General features: G+C 72.1%; 19 protein-coding genes. 14 read left to right on the top strand and 5 right to left on the bottom strand.

The window, feature by feature from the left end:
* Nucleotides 1-47: 47 nt before the first annotated feature.
* The gene (locus ACWDN5_RS35075; RefSeq protein ID WP_103341201.1) at nucleotides 48-512 is read right to left on the bottom strand and encodes a metallopeptidase family protein; all 465 of its coding nucleotides are present in this window, start codon (nucleotides 510-512) and stop codon (nucleotides 48-50) included.
* 79 nt (nucleotides 513-591) lie between these two features.
* Between ACWDN5_RS35075 and ACWDN5_RS35080 the strand changes: the two genes are divergently transcribed.
* The 5 genes from ACWDN5_RS35080 (at nucleotide 592) to manA (ending at nucleotide 5,050) form a co-directional block, all read left to right on the top strand.
* On the top strand, nucleotides 592-945 hold the full coding sequence (locus tag ACWDN5_RS35080; protein ID WP_033261311.1) for a DUF3499 domain-containing protein: 354 nt from the start codon (nucleotides 592-594) through the stop codon (nucleotides 943-945).
* Nucleotides 946-1,025: 80 nt separating this feature from the next.
* Complete coding sequence (locus ACWDN5_RS35085; RefSeq protein ID WP_310973492.1) at nucleotides 1,026-2,381, top strand: phosphomannomutase/phosphoglucomutase; 1,356 nt, start codon at nucleotides 1,026-1,028, stop codon at nucleotides 2,379-2,381.
* Between the two features lie 86 nt (nucleotides 2,382-2,467).
* Entirely contained in the window at nucleotides 2,468-2,689 is a 222-nt protein-coding gene (locus tag ACWDN5_RS35090) for a Trm112 family protein (protein ID WP_410607498.1), read from the top strand.
* The gene (locus ACWDN5_RS35095) at nucleotides 2,673-3,767 is read left to right on the top strand and encodes a hypothetical protein (protein ID WP_310973489.1); all 1,095 of its coding nucleotides are present in this window, start codon (nucleotides 2,673-2,675) and stop codon (nucleotides 3,765-3,767) included. The genes ACWDN5_RS35090 and ACWDN5_RS35095 overlap by 17 nt, the downstream gene beginning before the upstream one ends.
* Before the next feature lie 53 nt (nucleotides 3,768-3,820).
* Nucleotides 3,821-5,050 carry a mannose-6-phosphate isomerase, class I gene (manA, locus tag ACWDN5_RS35100; RefSeq protein WP_310974167.1) on the top strand — a complete coding sequence of 410 codons (1,230 nt, stop codon included), beginning with the start codon at nucleotides 3,821-3,823 and terminating at the stop codon, nucleotides 5,048-5,050.
* A 549-nt stretch (nucleotides 5,051-5,599) separates the two neighbouring features.
* Here the strand turns inward: manA and ACWDN5_RS35105 are convergent.
* Nucleotides 5,600-8,527, bottom strand: coding sequence for a BTAD domain-containing putative transcriptional regulator (locus ACWDN5_RS35105; protein ID WP_449679303.1), 2,928 nt, complete (start codon nucleotides 8,525-8,527; stop codon nucleotides 5,600-5,602).
* A 166-nt stretch (nucleotides 8,528-8,693) separates the two neighbouring features.
* On the opposite strand from ACWDN5_RS35105, the gene ACWDN5_RS35110 reads away from it, so the two are divergent.
* The 3 genes from ACWDN5_RS35110 to ACWDN5_RS35120 all read left to right on the top strand — a co-directional run bounded on the left by ACWDN5_RS35110 (nucleotide 8,694) and on the right by ACWDN5_RS35120 (nucleotide 12,179).
* Nucleotides 8,694-9,611, top strand: coding sequence for a cation diffusion facilitator family transporter (locus ACWDN5_RS35110; protein ID WP_310973485.1), 918 nt, complete (start codon nucleotides 8,694-8,696; stop codon nucleotides 9,609-9,611).
* Nucleotides 9,612-9,699: 88 nt separating this feature from the next.
* Nucleotides 9,700-11,226: an amino acid permease gene (locus ACWDN5_RS35115; protein WP_310973483.1), complete on the top strand. Its 1,527-nt coding sequence runs from the start codon at nucleotides 9,700-9,702 to the stop codon at nucleotides 11,224-11,226.
* Nucleotides 11,227-11,495: 269 nt separating this feature from the next.
* Entirely contained in the window at nucleotides 11,496-12,179 is a 684-nt protein-coding gene (locus tag ACWDN5_RS35120; RefSeq protein WP_449679304.1) for an LPXTG cell wall anchor domain-containing protein, read from the top strand.
* 51 nt (nucleotides 12,180-12,230) lie between these two features.
* On the opposite strand, the gene ACWDN5_RS35125 is transcribed toward ACWDN5_RS35120, so the two are convergent.
* Complete coding sequence (locus ACWDN5_RS35125; RefSeq protein WP_449679305.1) at nucleotides 12,231-14,489, bottom strand: hypothetical protein; 2,259 nt, start codon at nucleotides 14,487-14,489, stop codon at nucleotides 12,231-12,233.
* Nucleotides 14,490-14,581: 92 nt separating this feature from the next.
* Between ACWDN5_RS35125 and ahcY the strand changes: the two genes are divergently transcribed.
* The 3 genes from ahcY (at nucleotide 14,582) to ACWDN5_RS35140 (ending at nucleotide 17,012) form a co-directional block, all read left to right on the top strand.
* The gene (ahcY, locus tag ACWDN5_RS35130) at nucleotides 14,582-16,054 is read left to right on the top strand and encodes an adenosylhomocysteinase (RefSeq protein WP_449679306.1); all 1,473 of its coding nucleotides are present in this window, start codon (nucleotides 14,582-14,584) and stop codon (nucleotides 16,052-16,054) included.
* Between the two features lie 72 nt (nucleotides 16,055-16,126).
* Nucleotides 16,127-16,468, top strand: a complete 342-nt coding sequence (locus ACWDN5_RS35135) for a VOC family protein (RefSeq protein ID WP_310973477.1) — start codon at nucleotides 16,127-16,129, stop codon at nucleotides 16,466-16,468.
* A 130-nt stretch (nucleotides 16,469-16,598) separates the two neighbouring features.
* Nucleotides 16,599-17,012 (top strand): YjdF family protein, encoded by a 414-nt coding sequence (locus ACWDN5_RS35140; RefSeq protein ID WP_449679307.1) that lies wholly within the window; start codon nucleotides 16,599-16,601, stop codon nucleotides 17,010-17,012.
* A 148-nt stretch (nucleotides 17,013-17,160) separates the two neighbouring features.
* Here ACWDN5_RS35140 and ACWDN5_RS35145 read toward each other — a convergent pair whose 3' ends face one another.
* Nucleotides 17,161-18,159 (bottom strand): hypothetical protein, encoded by a 999-nt coding sequence (locus ACWDN5_RS35145; RefSeq protein WP_003085563.1) that lies wholly within the window; start codon nucleotides 18,157-18,159, stop codon nucleotides 17,161-17,163.
* A 247-nt stretch (nucleotides 18,160-18,406) separates the two neighbouring features.
* Between ACWDN5_RS35145 and ACWDN5_RS35150 the strand changes: the two genes are divergently transcribed.
* The 3 genes from ACWDN5_RS35150 to ACWDN5_RS35160 all read left to right on the top strand — a co-directional run bounded on the left by ACWDN5_RS35150 (nucleotide 18,407) and on the right by ACWDN5_RS35160 (nucleotide 20,447).
* On the top strand, nucleotides 18,407-18,985 hold the full coding sequence (locus tag ACWDN5_RS35150; RefSeq protein WP_449679308.1) for a papain-like cysteine protease family protein: 579 nt from the start codon (nucleotides 18,407-18,409) through the stop codon (nucleotides 18,983-18,985).
* On the top strand, nucleotides 18,982-19,731 hold the full coding sequence (locus tag ACWDN5_RS35155; RefSeq protein ID WP_449679309.1) for a hypothetical protein: 750 nt from the start codon (nucleotides 18,982-18,984) through the stop codon (nucleotides 19,729-19,731). Before ACWDN5_RS35150 ends, ACWDN5_RS35155 begins: the two co-directional genes overlap by 4 nt.
* A gap of 62 nt (nucleotides 19,732-19,793) precedes the next feature.
* Nucleotides 19,794-20,447 carry a dTMP kinase gene (locus ACWDN5_RS35160; RefSeq protein ID WP_449679310.1) on the top strand — a complete coding sequence of 218 codons (654 nt, stop codon included), beginning with the start codon at nucleotides 19,794-19,796 and terminating at the stop codon, nucleotides 20,445-20,447.
* An 86-nt stretch (nucleotides 20,448-20,533) separates the two neighbouring features.
* On the opposite strand, the gene ACWDN5_RS35165 is transcribed toward ACWDN5_RS35160, so the two are convergent.
* Nucleotides 20,534-20,983: a hypothetical protein gene (locus tag ACWDN5_RS35165; protein WP_449679311.1), complete on the bottom strand. Its 450-nt coding sequence runs from the start codon at nucleotides 20,981-20,983 to the stop codon at nucleotides 20,534-20,536.
* Nucleotides 20,984-21,019 lie beyond the last annotated feature (36 nt).

The following is a 21,019-nucleotide window of genomic DNA, read 5'->3' on the forward strand; positions in this document are numbered from 1 at the left end:
CGGACCTCCGGCGTCCCGAATGAGTCATTCGCGACACCGCCCCTGGCCTACTCGCCCTCGATGACGTCCGGCTCCACACCCAAATACCCCGCCACCTGCTCCACCAGCACGTCGTGCACCAGCTCGGCCAGCTCCGAAGGGTCCTTCGCCCGCGCCTCCAGCGGCCGCCGGTACAGCACGATGCGCGCCCGCGTCGGCAGGCCCGTCCGGTCGACCCCCGCCGGGACCAGCCTCGACAACGGCACCGCTCCGTCGTGGAGCACGCCGTCCGCCGGGGAGTGGCCGTTCTCGCGGATCTCCGGCACGTCGTCGACCGCCACGTCGAGCTTCGTCAGCTCGTGGCGCCAGCGGGCCTCGATCGGCTCCAGTGCGTCGAGCACCAGTGCGTCGAACCTCTCCGCGCGGCTCGCGGCGGCGGGCAGGGTTGCCGGATACAGCGTCCCGCGCAGGCCCCGGCCGTGCCGGTCCCGCCGCGAGCGCCGCCGCTGTCGGTAATCACGTGCCGTCGCCACGCCCGAAGTCTATGCGGTCCGCACGTCCCAGCGCGTGTCGCTCCTCCAGGCTTGCGGTGACGCGCTATCGTTTCGTTTCGTGCGGAGCGTACGGAAGTGTTCGCGTACTGGCTGTCTCGAGCCAGCTGTGGCCACGCTGACGTATGCGTACAGCGACTCCACCGCCGTCGTCGGCCCGTTGGCCACCGCCTCCGAGCCCCACTCGTACGACCTCTGCGAAGCCCACGCGCTGCGGCTGACCGTCCCCAAGGGCTGGGAAGTTGTCCGGCACGAAGGCGCCTTCGCCGCTCCGGACCCGTCGGCCGACGAACTGACCGCGCTGGCCGAGGCCGTGCGGGAGGCCGGGCGGTCCGACAAACCGGCTCCCGCGCCCGAGCCGGAGGGCCCGTCCGGGCGCCGCGGCCACCTGCGTGTGCTGCCCGGTCGCGCCTGAACGCGTAACCCACTCACCCCGCCGGTAGGCTTTCCGCGCGGCGCAGCGGGCGCCAGGACGACTATTCGCGGGGAGACGGCGTGCCAGACCTTTCGGGCATCGTGAAGGCCTACGACATTCGCGGCGTGGTCGGCGAGCAGCTCGACGCGGACCTCGTCCGCGACTTCGGCGCCGCGTTCGCCCTGCTCATCAAGCCGGAAGCACCCTCGGTGGTGATCGGCCACGACATGCGCGACTCCTCGCCGGCCCTGGCGGCCGCGTTCGCCGAGGGTGTCACCTCGCAGGGCCTCGACGTGGTCAGCATCGGGCTGGCCAGCACCGACCAGCTGTACTTCGCCTCGGGCTCGCTGAACCTGCCGGGCGCGATGTTCACCGCCAGCCACAACCCGGCCAAGTACAACGGCATCAAGATGTGCCGGGCGGGCGCGTCGCCGGTCGGCCAGGACACCGGGCTCGCCGAGATCCGCGACACCGTCGAGCAGGGCGTGCCCGAGTTCGAGGGCCAGCGCGGCTCGATCACCGAGCGGGACGTCCTCGCCGACTACGCCGCCTACCTGCGCAACCTCGTCGACCTGTCGGGCAGCCGGCCGCTGAAGATCGTGGTCGACGCCGGGAACGGCATGGGCGGGCACACCGTCCCAACCGTGTTCGAAGGGCTGCCGATCGACGTCGTGCCGATGTACTTCGAGCTCGACGGCACCTTCCCGAACCACGAGGCCAACCCGCTGGACCCGGCGAACATCGTCGATCTGCAGGCGAAGGTCCGCGAGGTCGGCGCCGACGCCGGCGTGGCCTTCGACGGCGACGCCGACCGCTGCTTCATCGTCGACGAGCGCGGCGAGCCGGTTTCGCCGAGCGCGATCACCGCGCTGGTCGCCGTCCGCGAGCTGGCCAAGGACCCGGGCGGCACGATCATCCACAACCTGATCACCTCCAAGGGCGTCCCGGAGATCGTCGCCGAGCACGGCGGCAAGCCGGTCCGCACCCGCGTCGGGCACTCGTTCATCAAGGCCGAGATGGCCAAGACCGGCGCCATCTTCGGCGGCGAACATTCCGCGCACTACTACTTCCGTGACTTCTGGCGCGCCGACACCGGCATGCTGGCGGCGCTGCACGTCCTCGCCGCGCTCGGCGAGCAGACCGGCCCGCTGAGCGACCTGACCAGCGCGTACTCGCGCTACGCGGCCTCGGGGGAGATCAACTCCACGGTCGACGACCAGGTCGCGAAGATGATGGCGGTCAAGGACACCTTCGGCACCCGCTCCGGCGTCGAGATCGACGAGCTGGACGGCCTGACCGTGCAGCTGCCGGGCGGCGCCTGGTTCAACCTGCGCCCGTCGAACACCGAACCGCTGCTCCGGCTGAACGTCGAGGCCGCGAACGCCGAAGCCGTGCAGGGGCTGGTGGACGAAGTACTCGCGATCATCCGCAACTGACCGTCCACGGTGAAGGGCGGCCGCGGGGCCGAACTGTGTCCTTGAAGTGCCCTTCACCACACCTTCTCGCGTGGTATGGAGGAACCATGGCCATCACGCTCGACGCCCAGCTCCTCGAGATCCTGGCGTGCCCGTCGCCCGATCACGCCCCGCTCCGGCCGGGCGCCCCGGACGACCCCGAGGCCGACGCGCTGACGTGCACGGAGTGCGGCCGGGTGTACCCGGTCCGTGACGGCATCCCGGTGCTGCTGCTCGACGAAGCGACCCTGCCGGGTGACAGCGGAAATTCCGATGCCGACAGTGCTTGACGACTCGTTGCTCGACGACCCCGCGCGCCTGGCCGAGGCCGACAGCGCGGGGTTGCTTCGGGCTGCCGCGATGGCGGGCGCCCAGGTGCGGGCGACCGCCGAGCTCGCCGCGGAACTGGAGCTGTCCGAGCGGCTCGACATGGGCCGCCCGCGCGCCGTCGTGCTGATCGACCGGCCGGGGGTGAGCCGCACGCTGACGCGGCTGCTGGCCGCCCTGCTGGCGCCGTCGTGCCCGGTCCCGGTGGTCGTCGCCGAGGTGGTGCCGAGCTGGATCGGCGCCCTCGACGTCGTGTTCGCGCACACCGACGACCCGGGTGACCGGGAACTCGCCGCGTCGCTGGAGCGCGCCGCCCGCTACGGCGCCTCGGTGGTGCTTTCGGCGCCGTCGGAAGGCCCGGTGGCGGCCGCCGTGGCCGGCAAGGGCATCCTCCTGGCGCCGCGGATCCCGGTGCCGCCGGAGCTCGCGTTCCCGCGCGGCCTGGCCGCCGGGCTGCTCACCGCGAACGCGCTGGGCCTGCTGATCTCCGACGTCCAGGTGCTGGCCGACCAGCTGGACCTCGAAGCCGAAAAGGACTACCTGGCCCGGGAGTCGTTCGCGAACCCGGCCAAGGCCCTGGCGCTGCGCGTCGCCGACCGCGTGCCCCTGCTGTGGGGGCTGGACCCGGTCGCGGTCGCCGTCGGCGAACACGCTGCGCACGCATTCGCCGCCCACGCGGCCACGGTGTGCGACGTCGAGGACTATCGTCAGGCCTTGGCGCGCCCCGCATTGCGGCGGGCGGCGCAATCAGGTGGCGCGGAGCGTGACATCTTCGCCGATCCGGACGATCCCTCTGGTGACATCCCCACCCGGGTGCTGCTGCTCTCGGTGCGGACCGGTCCGGCCACGGACGCGGCGCGCTACCAAGCCGAGGATCTGCTGCCGGGTGCGGACGTCATCGCGCCGGCCGAGGAGATCGAGGCCGACGAAATCGTGCGGGCCGCGGTGCTGGCACTGCGGTTCGAACTGGCGGCGGTCTATCTCGGGCTGGCGGCGGGCAGCATCGGCGGCGCGGGCCGCTTCGCCCCCGCGACGGCGTGAGACCCGCCTAGCACCGGCGTGGCCGGTGCCGAAGGAGTGGAGTTGAGGTGACAGTGGAGCTGCTGCGCAATGCGGTGCGGCCCTACGCCTGGGGATCGCGGACGGCGATCCCCGAGCTGCTGGGCCGTCCGGTACCCGCGCCGCACCCCGAGGCCGAGCTGTGGATGGGTGCCCACCCGGGTGACCCGTCGCACGTCATCGGCCCCGACGGGACCGAGCGGAGCCTGCTCGAGCTGGTGGACGCCGACCCGGTGACCCAGCTCGGCGAGCGCTGCGCGAAGCGGTGGGGCGGGCGGCTCCCGTTCCTGTTGAAGATCCTCGCGGCGGAGGAGCCGCTGTCGATGCAGGCGCACCCGTCGGCGGCCCAGGCCGCGGAGGGGCACGCCCGCGAGGAGCAGCTCGGGATTCCGAGGGACGCGGCGAACCGGAACTACCCGGATCCGACGGCGAAGCCGGAGCTGGTCTGCGCGCTGACGGAGTTCCACGCGCTGGCCGGGTTCCGCACCCCGGACCGGACGGTGAAGCTGCTGAAGGCGATCGAGACGCCGGGGCTGGCGAAGTACACGGGGCTGCTGGAGGCCCAGCCGGACCCGGACGGGCTGCGGGCGCTGTTCACGACGTGGATCACGCTGCCCCAGCCGTCGCTGGATTCGCTGCTGCCGGAGGTGCTCGACGCGTGTGTCCGGCACGTCCAGGAGCACGGCGAGTTCGCGGTCGAGTGCCGGACGATCCTCGAGCTGGGTGAGGCCCACCCGCGCGACGCGGGCGTGCTGGCGGCGTTGCTGCTGAACCGCTTGACGCTGCGCGCGGGCGAGGCGATCTACCTGCCGGCGGGCAACCTGCACCTGTACCTCCACGGGACGGCCGTGGAGATCCTGGCGAACTCGGACAACATCCTGCGGTGTGGCCTGACGCCGAAGCACGTGGACGTCCCGGAGCTGCTGCGCGTGGTGGACTTCGCGTGCGGCGAGATGCCGGTCCAGTGCGGCGACGTGGGTGGCCGGATGGCGGTGTACCGCACGGACGCACCGGAGTTCGAGCTGTCCCGCGTGGAGTGGCCGGCGGGCCAGGACGACGAGATTTCGGTCGACAGCGTCGGGCCCCAGATCCTGCTGTGCACGGCGGGAGCCCTGCTGGTGACGGCGGACGACGGCGAGAGGGTCGAGCTGAGGCGGGGCCAGTCGGTCTGGCTGCCGGCGGCGGACCCGCCGGTCCGGATCCGCGCGACGGGCGGAGAGCGGGCCCAGCTCTTCCGCGCGACGGCGGGCACCTGCGAGGACTGACCCAAGTTCGAGGCTGGCCTTTTCTGTGTGCGTTCCGTGTGGCGGCCTCCGCCACGATCAACACCAAGGGGGGACCCTGGTGCGCTGATGCGCGCCGCCGGGTCCGCTGGGGGTGGCGCCGGTCGAGTATCGCCCGGCGTCCGTGGGCTGCAGGTGGTGCCGCGAGGGGGCGGCACCACTCCGGCGGCCGGCTGGCTGAAGGGCGCTGCGAGGGGGCGGCACCCGGCACGAGGCTGCGGCCACCTGGCAGGGGGGCGAGGGGGAGCGGCCGCCGGCGAGGAGGCCACCCCCGGCAGGCCGCGGCGAGACGGGTGGTGCGGTGAGGGGGCAGCACCACCCCGTCTCGCCCGCGGCGGCCCCTGGCGGCTCGAGAAGGCGGGCTTGGTGTGCGGTGGTAACCCGGCCGTGCCCGGCGAGAATCGAAGCCTGGTGCGCCCTGGCCCGCCTCCCCGACTGGCCCGTCCGCCAGCAGGCTGCGCCCGCCGAGGCGGCCAGGTCTGCCGAGCCGGCCAGACCTGCCGCGCCATTCGCCCAGCCAGGGCCGCGCCGCTAAGCCGGCTCGGTCAGTGCCAACAGCGCCCGCCTCAACGCGGCCGCGCTGGCGTCGCGGGGGTTCAGGAGCTCCGCCGCCTCCGTCGCCGCGGCCGCAGCCGCCGACGAATCGCCTGCCGCCGAATACGCCCGGTGCAACACCAGCCACGTCAGCCCTGTTGCCGCCCTTCCGCCCATCTCGCGGAACTCGTCCAAGCACGCGCGCAGCACCGGGATCGCCTGCGCCGCCCGTCCTTCGCCGATCCAAGCCGCCGCCAGGGCTCGGGTGCACGACAGCTCCCTCGGCCGCTCGTCCAGCTCGCGGGCCAGCTCGCGTGCCTCCTCGAACGCCGCCGTCGCGTCGTCCCGCAGTCCCGTTGCCGCCGAGATGGCGCCATGCGTGCGCAACGACTTCGCCAGTGCCGAACGCGCCATCGTCCCGCGCAGCAGCTCCACCGACTCCGCGATCGCCGCCAGCGCGCCCGCGTCGTCGCCCGTCAGCAGGGACGACCACGCGAATCCGTGCAGGGCCTCGCCGATCACCCGGGCGTCGCCGGACGAACGAGCCGCCCTCAGCGCCGTCCGGTCGACCTCGTGGGCGTCGGAAATCCGGCCCAGCCGCAGCAACGCCGCCGACTCCGCCGCCCGGACCCAGCCGAGTTCGGCCGCGGAACCGTCCACTGTGAACAGTTCGTGGGCGTGGGCCGCCGCCTCCAGGGCCTCCTCCGCGCGGCCCAAGCCGATCAAGCAGTGCGCCAAGTTCGCCGACACCCACGCGTGCGTGCGGCGATCGCCCGCGGACTCCAGTTCCTTGGCGCACGCCCGATAACGGACCGCCGCCTCCTCGTACTCGCCGCGCGCGTGCCGCAGCAGCGTCAGCGTCGCCTCCGCCACCGTCGCCAGCGGGGCATCCGCGGCCGACACCGACTCGTACGCCGCACGCATGTCGGCGTACTGGCCGTGCAGGTACAGGTAGACGCCGAGGCGGTCGAGCAGCAGCAGGGCGTCCCGGGGGCCGAGCGTGCCGATCAGGAGCACCAGGTTCGCGCGCTCGGCGGCGAACCAGTCGTCCGGACGCGCCAGCAGCCGCTCCACCAGCGAATCCGGCAACGGCTGTGCGGGCGGCTCGGGAGCCGGGGGCGGCATCGGCACCGTGCGCGGCAGCCGGGCCGCCGCCTCGTCGGCGAGCGCGAGCGTGGCCGCCAGCACCGTGCGGAGACCTTCGCTCGGCACCGGATCGTCGAGCTCCGCCGCGTACAGCCGGACGAGGTCGTGCATCCGGTAACGACCTTCGCCCGTCTGGTCCGCTCCGCGCGCCTCCAGCAGGCTCGCCTCGACGAGCTCTTCGACGGCCTCGTCCGGGTCGTCGACCAGCGTGGTGACCGCCCACGCCGGCAGGTCCGCGAGGCGGCAGCGCCCGAGCAGCCGGAACGCCCGCTGCGCTGGTGGACGCAAGGCTTCGTAGCTCAGCGCGATGCTGCTCCGGACGGCGAGGTCGCTCACGGTCAGCTCGTCGAGCCGCCGGACCTCGTCCTCCAGCCGGCCGGCCAGCTCGCCGAGCCGCAGGTGCGGGCGGATGGCCAGCCTGCTGCCCGCGATCCGCAGCGCCAGCGGCAACCGCGCGCACGCGCTGATGATCCGCTCGGCCTCGGCGCGCTCCCGGTCCACCCGCGCCCCGGCCAGGCGGTGCAGCAGCTCGGCGGCGTCCGCGCCGGACAGGGGACCGAGGGCCAGCCGGTGGGCGCCGGCCAGCCCGCTCAGCCGCCGCCGGCTCGTCACGAGCACCGCGCAGCCCGGCGTGCCCGGCAGCAGCGTGCGGACGTGCTCAGGGTCGACGGCGTCGTCGAGCACCACAAGGACCCGCCGGTCGGTGAGCCGGCCGCGGAACACCGCCGCGCGCGCCCGGACGTCGTCCGGCACCGCCGGGCCGGGGACGCCCAGCGCGCGCAGCAGGTCGGCCAGCACCTCCCCGATGTCACGGCCGGCCAGCGGCACGTACAGCTGGCCGTCCGGGAACCGTGCGCGCAGGCGATGCGCGGCCCGCACGGCGAGGGTGCTCTTGCCCGCTCCCGGTTCGCCGCTGAGCACCGCGACCGGGACGCCGATGCCGGCTCCGAGCACACCCGTCAGCTCCGCCAGCTCGGTGTCGCGGCCGGTGAAGTCCCCGATGTCCGGCGGGAGCTGGCACACCGGCCACACCGCGGGCGGCAGCCGCGGCACCGGGTCCTCGCCGCGCAGGACGGCCGCGTGCACCCGGCGGGCCTCCGCGCCGGGCTCGACGCCGAGTTCCTCGATCAGCGTGGTGCGCAGCCGCCGGTAGACCTCCAGCGCGCTGCCCTGCTGCCCGGCCCGGTGCAGCGCGATCATCAGCTGCGCGGCCAGCCGTTCGCGCAGCGGGTGCTCGGTGATCATGGCCTGCAGCTCGCCGGTGAGCTCCCCGTGCCGCCCGGCGGTCAGCTCCGCGTCGACGCAGTCTTCGAACACCGCCAGCCGCTCGGACTCCAGCCGGGCGATGTCCGCGTCGAGCCGCGGCACGTGCAGCCCGGCCAGCACCGGCCCCCGCCACAGCGCGAGCGCCCGCCGGTAGTGCCCGGCGGCGGCCACCGGATCCGCGGTCCGCCGCCCCTCGGCGACAGCGGCCCGGAAGACGAGCAGGTCGAGCTCCGCCGGCTCGACGTCCAGCCGGTAGCCGGCCGGGCCGTGCTCGACCCGCAGACCCTCGATCCGCTCGCGCAGCCGCGAGAGGTAGGTGTGCAGGTTGGAGGTGTACGACTTGGGTGGCCCGTCCGGCCACAGCGCCTCGACGAGCACGTCGACGGGGACGGGCCGCCCGGCGTTGAGCAGCAGCACGGCCAGCAGCGTGCGCTGCCGTTCCCCGCGCAGGACCACCCACCGGCCCGGCGGGCTTTCGACGGCGAGCGGACCGAGCACGGCGAAGTGCGCCATGTCACCTTCCCGGGTGAGGCCGACAGGAAATCCCACGGTAGCGAAGGGGTACGACAGAACCGGCGGCCGCGGTGGACGGCCAGGATTCTCCGGCCGGTGACGACCGGGCGGGACCGGCCCCATTAGGCTCCACCCGGACATTTCAGGACCTACCAGGGGAGCGGTCGTGTCAGCTGGAGGCGGAACCAAGGCGATCCTCGCGGCACTCGGGGCGAACGCCGGGATCGCGGCGGCGAAGTTCGTCGGCTTCCTCGTCACGGGGTCGTCGTCGATGCTGGCCGAGTCCGTGCACTCGCTGGCCGACACCACGAACCAGGGCCTGCTGCTGCTCGGCCAGAAGACGTCGAAGCGGGAAGCGGACAAGGAGCACCCGTTCGGCTACGGCCGCGACCGGTACTTCTACTCCTTCATCGTCGCGCTGATGCTCTTCACGCTCGGCTCGGCTTTCGCGATCTACGAAGGCATCCACAAGATCGGCCACCCGGAGCCGCTCGAATCGCCGATCGTCGCCGTGATCATCCTGGTGGTCGCGGTCGCCTTGGAGGGATACAGCTTCTACACCGCCGTCGGCGAGTCGAGGAAGATCAAGGGCGACGCGAGCTGGTGGGGCTTCATCCGCCAGGCCAAGGAGCCCGAGCTGCCGGTGGTGCTGCTCGAGGACGCGGGAGCGCTGCTCGGCCTGGTCTTCGCGCTGCTCGGCGTCGGGCTCTCGGTCGTCACCGGCGACCCGGTCTGGGACGGCGTCGGCACCCTGGCGATCGGCGCGCTGCTCGGCGTGATCGCGATCATCCTGATCATCGAGATGAAGAGCCTGCTCATCGGCGAAGGCGCCAACGAGGGTGTCCTCGCGACGATCGTCGACGAGCTCGCCGCGGGCAAGGTCGAGCGCGTCATCCACATCCGCACCCAGTACCTGGGCCCGGACGAGCTGCTCGTCGCGGCGAAGCTGGCGCTGGTGCCCGGGCTCGACACCGCCGAGGTGGCGACGGCCATCGACGACGCCGAGGCCCGCGTCCGCGCCAAGGTGCCGGTGGCCCGGCTGATCTACCTCGAGCCGGATCTGGACCGCAGCATCGCGCGGTAGCCGGGTCCGTCTTCGGCGAGCCGTCACCGACCTGACCCGATAGGGTGACCTACTGCGATACATGCAGGCCAGCCGCAGGAGGTCAACGGTGCCCGGAACGGGATTGTGGCGCACTAAATCGATCGAACAGTCCATTGCGGACACCGACGAGCCGGACACCAAGCTCCGGCGGAACCTGAGCGCGTGGGACCTCACGGTCTTCGGCGTCGCCGTGGTGATCGGTGCCGGCATCTTCACGCTGACCGCGCGGACGGCGGGTGACTACGCCGGGCCCTCGGTGTCGCTGGCCTTCGTCTTCGCGGCGATCGCCTGCGCGCTGGCGGCGCTGTGCTACGCCGAGTTCGCCTCGACCGTGCCGGTCGCGGGCAGCGCGTACACGTTCTCCTACGCCACCTTCGGCGAGTTCATGGCGTGGATCATCGGCTGGGACCTGATCCTCGAGCTCGCCGTCGGCGCGGCCGCGGTGTCCAAGGGCTGGTCGGTGTACCTCGAGACGGTGCTCGGCTACCTCTTCGGCAAGGGCACGAAGACGACGTTCGACATCGGGAGCGTCACCGTCGACTGGGGCGCGCTGCTCGTCGTGGCCATCCTGACGACGCTGCTGGCGGTCGGCACGAAGCTGTCCTCGCGGGTCTCGATGGTGATCACCGGGATCAAGGTCGCCGTGGTGCTGTTCGTGATCATCCTCGGCCTCTTCTACATCAAGGGCGCCAACTACACGCCGTACATCCCGCCGGGCGAGACCGGCGGGGCCGGCCAGACCGGGGTCGACCAGTCGCTGTTCTCGCTGATCGCGGGCGGCGCGAGCAGCTCGTTCGGCGTCTTCGGCCTGCTGGCCGGCGCTTCGCTGGTGTTCTTCGCCTTCATCGGCTTCGACATCGTCGCGACGACCGCGGAGGAGACCCGGAACCCGCAGAAGGCCGTGCCGCGCGGGATCATGGGCTCGCTGGCCATCGTGACCGTGCTGTACGTCGCGGTGTCGCTGGTGGTCGTCGGCATGACGTCGTACAAGGACCTCGCGACCAAGGCGGGCGACGGCAGCCACAAGACCCTCGCGACGGCGTTCTCCGCGAACGGCGTCGACTGGGCGGCCAACATCATTTCCTTCGGTGCGCTGGCCGGCCTGACCACCGTCGTCATGGTGCTCATGCTGGGCCAGGTCCGGATCATCTTCGCGATGTCCCGGGACGGCCTGATGCCGCGCGGCCTGGCGAAGACCGGCGAGCACGGCACGCCGAAGCGTGCGACGCTCATCGTCGGCGGGCTGGTCGCGCTCGCGGCCGGGTTCTTCCCGGCGGACAAGCTCGAAGAAATGGTGAACGTCGGCACGCTCTTCGCGTTCGTGCTCGTCTCCGCCGGGGTGCTGGTGCTGCGCCGGACGCGGCCGGAGCTGCCCCGGGCGTTCAAGGTGCCGCTGGTGCCGCTGATCCCGATCCTGGCCATCCTCGCCTGCCTGTGGCTGATGCTGAACCTGACCGTGCTGACCTGGCTGCGGTTCATCGCCTGGATGGTGGTCGGGGTGCTGCTCTACTTCGGCTACAGCCGCCGGCATTCGCTGCTCGGCAAGCGGCAGGCCGAAGGGCTCGACGAACCCGTGAAGGCACCCGAAGCCTGACTTGCGCGGTAAAAGCCCCGCCCTCCTGGACACCCAGGTCGGCGGGGCTTTTTGCGTTTGGTTGCGTTATGCGAGGTTACGACTTGATCAAGACGATCTTGCGATTTGTGCGCAAAGGGGGACCCCCTGTAAGCGGGTGCGTGACGTGCGATACCTTTCGATCCTTCGTGTGCCACTGACGGGTGAATTACAGCCGCGTGATTCCCACGCGCAGTGGCGTACGGTCCCCCGATTTTGCCGTTCCTCCCCCGTTCGGTACTGGAGAACTCATGCGCAGACGTTCCTTCCGCGGCGCCGTCGCGGTCATGGCGCTCACCACCGCCGCCCTGATCGGGACCGCCGGTTCCGCTCTCGCCTGCTACAGCGACGACAACCGTCCCCACCCGACGCCGGGCAAGCCGACGCCCTGTGCCGACGGCAAGGTCCTCGACCAGAAGGACGTCGTCTTCGAGCTGACGAAGAACAACACCCGGCTGAACATCAAGTCGGTCAACGAAGGCGTCACGGTCACCCGCATCGTCGTGGTCGGCGGCGACGACGGCTTCAACGACTACACGCCGGGCAAGAAGCTCGACAAGAACGCCCCGTGGAACGACCTTCGTGCGCCGTTCAACTACAACGGCAGCCAGCCGAAGATCGACAAGTGGTTCCTGTGCGGCACGAAGACCACCAAGCCGACGCAGCCCACGACCCCGACGACCAAGCCGTCCGCGCCGGCGACGACGACCACGACCGCGAAGCCGAGCACCCCGGCGACCTCGGACACCTCGGTGTCGCCGACCAGCTCCACCGCTGCGGCCGTCGTGCCGGCGGGCAACGAGTCGGGTACCGGTGGCGGCCTGGCCAACACCGGTTTCGACAACAGCTGGCTGATCTGGGTCGGCGCGCTGCTGCTCGCCGCCGGTGGCGGCCTGCTCGCGCTGCTGAAGTTCCGCCGCAAGGCTTCCGAGTGAAGCTGAGCTAGTCCCCGGTCGAAGGCCCCTCGCTCCGCGCGCTAGGGGCCTTCACCGTTTCGGGGGGAAGTCCCCGAACAGCGAGCCCTGCTCGCCCCAGGACGGCTTGCCGAGGCCGGCGGCCATCGCGACGGCGTGGTCCCATTCGGCGTCCACCACGTAGTCCTGGTGCTTGAGCACCCCCGGCGCCCAGCGGTGCCGCCCGGTCGGGCCGCGCAGCGGGTCCGGCAGCCAGTGGTCGCCGCCGAGGATCAGGACGCCGGTCCCGTCGGCCGTCGCCGAGACCGGGCCGAAGCCGCCCTCCGGGAGGAACCCGACGCCGTGCAGCCGCCGGTCGGCGACCGAGTGCCGCCAGGTCGTCACGCCGCCACCGAAGATGTCGGTGCCGCGGCACAGGGCCCGCCAGCGGCCGTCGAGGTCGGCGAAGAGCCGTTCCAGCGCTTCCTGCGGCAGCAACGCGGGGAAGGCGCGCTGGTAGCCCCACTGCAACGGCGAGCCGGCGGTCAGGACGCCGACGCGTTCGAGGTCCGCTTTCGGCAGCTCGGCCGCCAGCCGGGCGGCGGCCATGATCGTGAGCAGGCTGCCGAGGTTGTAGCCGGAGAGCACCACGCGCGTGCCGGGTTCGGCGAGGTGTTCGCGGGCCCGGGCGGCCAGTTCCGGCACGACCTTCAGCGCGTAGCAGGGCGGGACCGTCGGGTGTGCGGCCCGCGGCCAGAAGCAGACCAGGTCGGCCAGCGCGCCGAGGTGCCGGCTGCGCTGCGGCGTGCGCGCGGCCGTGTAGACCACGCGCAGCAGGCCCGCGGCCAGCGCGCCGAGCGCGACCACGCCGATCGCGGACAGCGGCTTGAACCAGCCCGGGACCAGCCCGAACCCGAACCGCAGCACCAGCAGGGCCGCGCCGCCCGCGGACATCGCGCTCGCGACGGCCAGCGCCAGGTGGTGCAGGTGCCGCCGTTCCCACGCCGACCGCGCCCAGGCCGCCGCGGCCTGGGCCTCCTGCCGTTCGTCGTGCTCCATCAGCGCCACGATCTCGGGGATGCCCCGCCGCAGCCGCCGCAGCGGGACGGCGACCGCGAAGCCGGCGACGCCGAGCACCGCGGCCAGCGCCAGCCCCGCGCCCCACAGGACCGTGACCAGCAGGTACGTGTCCGGCACCTTCAGCTGCTCCGCCCCGGAGAGCCGCCGGAGCGCCTCGGCGAGCCCGGCCCCGAAGCCGCCGCCGAGCAGGCCGGCCAGCGCGAGCACCGGCGCGGCCGCCCAGCCGCCCATCCACGGCCGCAGCCGTTGCGGCTTGTGCTTCCAGCCGGGCCGGGCCAACAGTGCCGCCGGGGCGAGGAACAGCGCGAACAGCACGGTGACGGCGACCAGGGCCGCGCCGAGGCCTTCGACGACGCCGTTCGTGCCGGGCAGCGGGCCCGTACCCGGCCTGAGCCGCACGGCGGCGACCACGACCAGGAGCGTCGCGAAGGCGAGCACGCCGGGCCGGGCGAACCGGCCGGTGTCGACGCCGATCGCGGCGGCGACGACGGTGGCGAGCACCACGGCGAGGGTGACGATCCAGATGACGAGGCCGGCGCTGTCGCCCGGCACGCGGAACGGCCCGCCGAGCAGCAGCAGCGCGACCGAGGCCAGCGCCGCGACGGTGTGCAGGCAGCGCAGGGCCGGCGTCTCGGGGTCGGCGCGCATCCGCAGCGGGCCGCCGGTGAGGTCGCCGTCGGCGTGCACCGCCCAGGTCGCGCTGGAAATCCGGTGCAGGACGAAGATCACGACCAGCAGCGGGAGCACGCCGACGGCGATCCGGGCGGCCGTCGTGCGGAGGACGTCCGGGACCACCGGCAGGCAGCCCGACCCGGGCGCGAGGCACTGCGTGGCGAAGAGGTCGAGCGCGATCGCGGCGAGCTGGCCCATCAGGAGCATCGTCAGCAGCAGGGCGCCCACGCGCAGCAGGCCGCGGCAGACGGCGCCGAGGACGCGCGCGAGACGGCTGTCCGGCGGGATCGGCGGCAGCATCCAGAAGGCGACGTTGGCCAGGGAGAAGGGGAACAGCAGGGCCCAGGTGGCCTTCGCCGCGCCACCCGACGTCATGCCGTGCCAGAGGTAGCCCTCGAGGGTCCGGGGTATCGAACGGCCCAGCGCCGGCAGCACCGGCCCGGGTGCCGGGCGGCGCAGCCGGTCGGCCGGGCGGATCACCCGGCCCAGTCCGTCGCCGGCGACGTCGACGGTCGCCACCGCGTCGAGCAGCGTCTCCCCGCTGGTGCCCACGAGCCCGGCGACGCGGATTTCCACGACGCGGGTGTCCGGGCCGGGCATGGGCACGGTAAGGGCCTCCTAACAGTTCCAGTGACAGTCGAGCGGACAACGGTAGTGTTCGGGTGTCATCGAGTCTTGGAGGAATCGCCACTATGACCCCCGAAAGCGTTGCCAAGCGGCACGAGACCCGCAACGGCATCGAATTCGCCGTCGCCGACCTCGAAGCCGCCGAGTTCGGCCGCAAGGAGATCCGCCTCGCCGAGCACGAGATGCCGGGCCTGATGGCGCTGCGGCGCGAATACGCGGAGGTCTACCCGCTGCGCGGGGCGCGCGTCTCGGGCTCGCTGCACATGACCGTGCAGACCGCGGTGCTGATCGAGACGCTGGTGGCGCTGGGTGCCGAGGTGCGGTGGGCCTCCTGCAACATCTTCTCGACGCAGGACCACGCGGCCGCGGCGGTCGTCGTCGGCCCGCACGGCACGACCGAGGAGCCCAAGGGCGTCCCGGTGTTCGCGTGGAAGGGCGAGTCGCTCGAGGAGTACTGGTGGTGCACCGAGCGGATGCTCACCTGGGACGGCGAGGGTCCCAACATGATCCTCGACGACGGCGGTGACGCCACCATGCTGGTGCACAAGGGCACCGAGTTCGAGAAGGCCGGCGTCGTGCCGACCCCGGACGAGAACACCTCGGACGAGTTCCGCGTGTTCCTCGAGCTGCTGCGCACCTCGGTCGCTGCCGACACGGGCAAGTGGACGAAGATCGGCGAAGGCGTCCGCGGCGTCACCGAGGAGACGACGACCGGCGTCCTGCGCCTGTACCAGCTGGCGGCGGCGGGCGAGCTGCTGTTCCCGGCGATCAACGTCAACGACGCGGTGACGAAGTCGAAGTTCGACAACCGCTACGGCATCCGCCACAGCCTGATCGACGGCATCAACCGCGGCACCGACGTCCTGATCGGCGGCAAGGTCGCGGTGGTCTGCGGCTACGGCGACGTCGGCAAGGGCGCGGCGGAGTCCCTGCGCGGCCAGGGCGCCCGCGTGATCGTGACGGAGATCGACCCGATCTGCGCGTTGCAGGCGGCGATGGACGGCTACCAGGTCCGCACGCTGGAGAACGCCCTGCCCGAGGCCGACATCGTGATCACGACGACCGGCAACAAGGACGTCGTGCTGGTCGAGCACATGGCGAAGATGAAGCACCAGGCGATCCTGGGCAACATCGGCCACTTCGACAACGAGCTCGACATGGCCGGGCTGGCGCGCTACCCGGGCATCCGCCGGGTGAACATCAAGCCGCAGGTCGACGAGTGGGTGTTCCCGAACGGCAACACGATCATCGTGCTGTCCGAGGGACGCCTGCTGAACCTGGGCAACGCGACCGGGCACCCGTCGTTCGTGATGTCGAACAGCTTCTCGAACCAGGTGATCGCGCAGATCGAGCTGTTCACCAAGCACGAGGAGTACGACAAGGAGGTCTTCCGGCTGCCGAAGAAGCTCGACGAGAAGGTCGCGAAGATCCACTTGGAAGCCCTCGGCGGGGAGCTGACGAAGCTGACCAAGGAGCAGGCGGAGTACATCGACGTGGACGTCGACGGGCCGTTCAAGCCGGAGCACTACCGGTACTGAGGTCCCGGCTGGTCGGGGCCGCCCCGGATGTGTTCGGGGCGGCCTCCCGTTCTGCGGCTTCGAGGTGCTGTGATGGTCGACCTGATGGCAGGCATCGCCGTGCTCGACTACGAGCGGGCGCTGGCCTGGTACGAAAAACTCTTCGGGGCGCCGCCGACGTACGTGGTGAGCGCGACCGAAGCGCTGTGGGAGGTCACCGAGCACGGTGCCGTCTTCATAGAGCGCCGTCCGGAGCGGGCCACCGGGCACGCCATGCACGTCCTGTTCGTCGGCGACCTCGACGAGCGCGTCGCGGCGATCTCCGAGCGGGGCATCGAGCCGGTGGGCCGGGAGACCTACGAAAACGGCGTCCGCAAGGTGCTTTACCTCGACCCCGAGGGAAACGAGATCGGCATCGGCGGCGGGCCGGCGTAGGCTGGGGCCGTTCTTGGCTTCACGAACCTCACGGCCCGGTGGGTAGTCCGGGCGGTCCGCTCCGGGCTCGTTGTCCCGTCCAGGGAAACCGGTGACGCCAGGCTGATCCGTCACGCCTGGAGGTTTCCCGATGAGCGGGGTGTTCACGCTGTACCACGACGGCCGGTTCTGGGTCGGCGTCTACGAGATCCACGAAGACGGCCAGGTCCGGGCCGCGCGCCACCTCTTCGGCAGCGAGCCGACCAACGCCGAGCTGGCGGTGTTCGCCGCCGGCCGCGACTTCGCCCGCTTGGCCGACGAAGCCCGCGCGGCCCCGCCGGTGCCCGCCGAGCAGCGGCCGACCGCCCGGCTCAACGCCAAGCGCCTCGCGAAGCTGGCGAAGAAGGCCCAGCAAGACGAAGGAATCGGCACGGCCGCCCAGCGCGCCCTCCGCGACGCAGTCACCCAGCACGCGGCAGAGAACAAAGCGGCCCGCAAACGCCGCGCGGCCGCCGACGCCACCCGCCGCCGAACCCAGGCCCGCGCCAAACACCGCGGCCACTAAGTCGTGTCGACCCTTCAATCACGCGTGTCGACCTCAGGATCACGCGTGTCGACCGTTCCGGCCCGGAAGCCGTCGGGCCGGCTTGTGATCCGAGGGTCGACACGCGTGATTGAGGGGTCGGCACGCGTGATCAGAGGGTCGACACGGCTCAGTTCCACTCGACGGCGACGCCGGCCAAGCCCGGCCCGGCGTCGCTGAAGAACGCGCTGCTCACCCCGCCCATGTCGCACGCCAGTTCCTCCGCGACCACCGGCAGGGCGTCGTCGCGCGCGCGGACCTGGCGGGTGCAGCGGGCCGGCAGGGCGTTCCGGTCGAACCGGAGCTGGACCAGGTAACTCGCGCACCGGTCGCGCAGCATCCGGTAGTACCCCGGCGAGGCCGAGCCCGAGTCGTCCCGGACCTCGAAGCAGAACACGTGGATGTCGCCCTCGGCGAGCTTGCGGTCGAACAGCAGCTCCGTCGCCATCGTGTCCGCGTCCGGGTTGCGGCGCATCCGCCCCACCCGGCAGCCCTCGTCCGTGATCAGCTCGACGTCGTCGATGCGGCAGCCCGGGTCGCCGTTGTACACCGTCAGGTACCGGTCCGGCCCGTGGCGGCGTGCGCGCGTCACCAGCCGCGTCCGCAGGCTGACCTGGCGGTGTTCCGCGTCGAACGTGATCGTGTCGTGGACCGACAGCAGCTCGAGGTCCGCGTTGTAGTGGTTCGACGACGGGTACGCGCCCAGCTCGGCCAGCAGGTCCTCGACGATCGAGCCCATGTCGCCGGACCGCAGGTCGTGGAACGACGCCGCCGGCTGGTGGCCTCGGCGGACCAGGCGGGGCCCGATCAGCACCACCAGGGCGTCCGCGGGCAGCTGGAGGACCGATTCCAGGGCCCGGACCGCCGGCAGCGCCTTCGGCACCTCGGGCTGACGCAGCCCGCGCTGCCAGTAACTGAGCGTCGACTGTCCGATTTGGACGCCGCGCAGCGCCAGGTGGGCGCGCAGCCGGGCCAGCGAGAGCCCGCGATAGGCGATCGCCAGCCGCAACGCGTGGTGGAACTCGCCGGTGCGCAGGGCCTCGGTCAGCTCTTTGGGCAGTTCGGCGACCGATGCCCGGGTCGTGCGGGCGCCATCGATGATCAGTGGGAGGTTCCCGTCTTGTGCCACCGCTCGTCCCTTCACCCGACCAGTGTGTGCGCTGGGCGTGAACACCGCGGAACGTTCACGTTAGCAGCGTAGAGTGGCCGTGCCGACCCCCGTTCAGGGTGGTTGGCCTCGTTGAGGTGAGCGTTCCGCGTTCCGGCTGCCCCCCGGAACGGTCCGTTCCTCCGGATGGCGTTCTTGCTCCTTGTGACCGCGTTGTTCACCGTTGTGACCACCGCTGGTTCGCCCACGTTCGAGCAGGAGGCCGTCCGTGCTGGTGAAGTCGAGCCAGGTCCACGCCGTACTGGCAGTGAGCCTGCTGTTGTGCCTGGTCGCCCCGCTGCAGGCCCAAGCAGCCGCGCCCGGAGTGCCGTCGACCTACCGGAACCAGATCGCCCTGCAGCTCCAGCAGAAGAACCAGTGGTGCTGGGCCGGCGCGGGCAACACCATCGCCGCCTACCACGGCGCGGTCGTCAGCCAGACGCGGTTCTGCCAGCTGGCCCACGGCGAGACCGGCGCCGACTGCGCGAACCTCCCCGGCACGCTCGCCGACCCGCAGCGCGCCTTCGCCCGGCTCGGCTTCGGCTCGCCGGGCCGCTACCTCGACCGGCGCATCTCGTACGCCGACGTCCGGACGCAGACCGCGGCGGACCGGCCGGTCGAGACCCGCGTCGGCTACCGCTCGGGCGGCGGCCACACGCACGTCCTCTACGGCTACGACACCCGCGGCGACTGGGTGTTCTGGGGCGACCCCGGCCCCGCCCGGCGCTACAACTGGTCGACCTACGGCTACTACACGCAGAACTCGTCGTTCACCTGGACGCACACGCTCACCGGGATCGCCCGATGAGCAGGCGGGCGCTCGTGCTCGCCGTGCTGACCGGCGCGGCGCTGCTGATGACGGCTCCGGTGTCAGGCGCGGCCCAGGCCGCCGTCATCAGCAGCGCCGACGCCTCCGCGGCGCACCGCGCGGCCGAGGGGTTCCAGGACGTCCTGGTCCGCTTCTTCGCACAGGCCCCGGGCGCCCAAGGCCCGGTGAAGGTGCAGATCGCGCCGGACGCCTACCCCGTGTACGAGCTGTCGCCGGACTTCGTCGCGGGCAAGCCCGGCGCGGCGCCGGGTGACTTTGCTTACTTCGCGATCCCCGCGCGCGCCTCGGACGGCCGGACGGCGACGCTCTGGTCGGTCCGCGGCGCGGACGGCGCCTGGCAGATCGGCAACATCGCCTCGGGCGACGTCGAGGGCGAGTACGCCCGGAAGCTGCCCGCCGGCGCCCAGCTGCTGCACGAACCGCAGGTCGACGCCTGGTACGGGGTCCGCGACGGCCGGGTGACGTCGCTGGCCGACGGCAATGTGGTCGCCGGCTACCAGCGGATCGTCGAGGCGCGCTACGCCGACAAGCTCCCCGGCTCGGCCTACGCCCGCGACGGCGAGGCCGGCGGCTACGACGCCACTTCCCAGGTGATGCCCCGCGGTGACGGTGGCCCGGCACCGTCCGGCCACGACACCGGCTGGGTGCCGCTGCTGATCCTCGTCGGCGTGCTCGCGATCAGCGGCCTCGGCTACGTGTTCCACCTCCGGCGGCACCCCGCCTAGACGAACCGGCGGGCTCGGCGTCGATCCCCTTCCACCGAGCCCGCCGGTCCACCACCGTTACTGTGACGTCCGTGGGTCGACTGGTGGTCATCGAAGGGCTCGACGGCGCGGGCAAGCGCACGCTCGCCGACGGGCTGACGACGGCGTTGGGCGCCAAGGGCGCGAGCGTGGCGTCGCTGGCGTTCCCGCGCTACGGCAAGAGCGTGCACGCCGACCTCGTCCGCGAGGCGCTGCACCGCGGGCACGGCGACCTCGCCGACTCGGTGTACGGCATGGCGATGCTCTACGCGCTGGACCGCAGCGGCGCCGCGGACGAGATCCGCGCGCTGCGGGACGCGCACGACGTCGTTCTCCTCGACCGGTACGTCGCCTCCAACGCCGCGTACGCCGCCGCGCGCCTGCGGCAGGACGCGTCCGGCGAAGTCGTGAAGTGGGTGTGGGAGCTCGAGGTCGACCGTTTCGGGCTGCCGCGCCCGGACGCACACCTGCTGTTGCGCGTCGCCCCGGCGGTCGCGGCCGAGCGCGCCGAGCGCCGTGCGGAGACCGAGACCGGCCGGGAGCGCGACGCCTTCGAAACCGACGACGGCCTGCAGCGGCGGTGCGCGGCCGTCTACGACGAGCTGGCCGCGACGGGCTGGCTCGCGCCTTGGCACGTCCTGGACGGCGTCGCGGGCGTCGACCACGAAGCGCTCGCGAAGACGCTGCTAGGGCAGTAGCCGGGTCGCGTCGCTACCGGGCGGTGCCTCGTTCCCGGCCCGGTTTGCCCACAGTGGACAGTCGCAGGACGACGGATCTGCGCCCCTCAGGTCCGGGTGAATTCCATGACCCAGTTGCTTTCCCAGGTCCGGCCGCCGTCGGCGGAGAACTCCTGCTCCCACCGCGCGGAGGTGGCGGTGATGTCCGACCAGATGAAGTGCGCCTTGATGGGCTTGCCCTCGTGGGTGTCGTCGCCGTAGAAGTCGCCCCGGCCGTCGCGGAAGGTGCCCACCACCGGCGGTTCGAGCCGCCCGGTGCGGCTGTTGGCCCAGTAGATCGACCACTCCTTCCGTTCGACGTCGAACAGGCGCAGGGTGAAACCGCGGAAGCCGCGTTCGGGGAACAGGATCTCCTCGGTGTTGCCGCCGCCGTCGAAGAGCGGCGTGCACGTGGTGGTGCCGGCGAAGGTGTCCCAGTCGTCGCAGCCGGAGAACAGCGACTCGAGCCGCCGGTTGACGACGGTCCAGGAGCCGATGAAGAAGTCGAAGTCGTTCATGGCGGCGATCCTGCGGGGCTACCCCTGACACCTTCT

It is taken from the genome of Amycolatopsis sp. NPDC003731, from assembly GCF_053586895.1.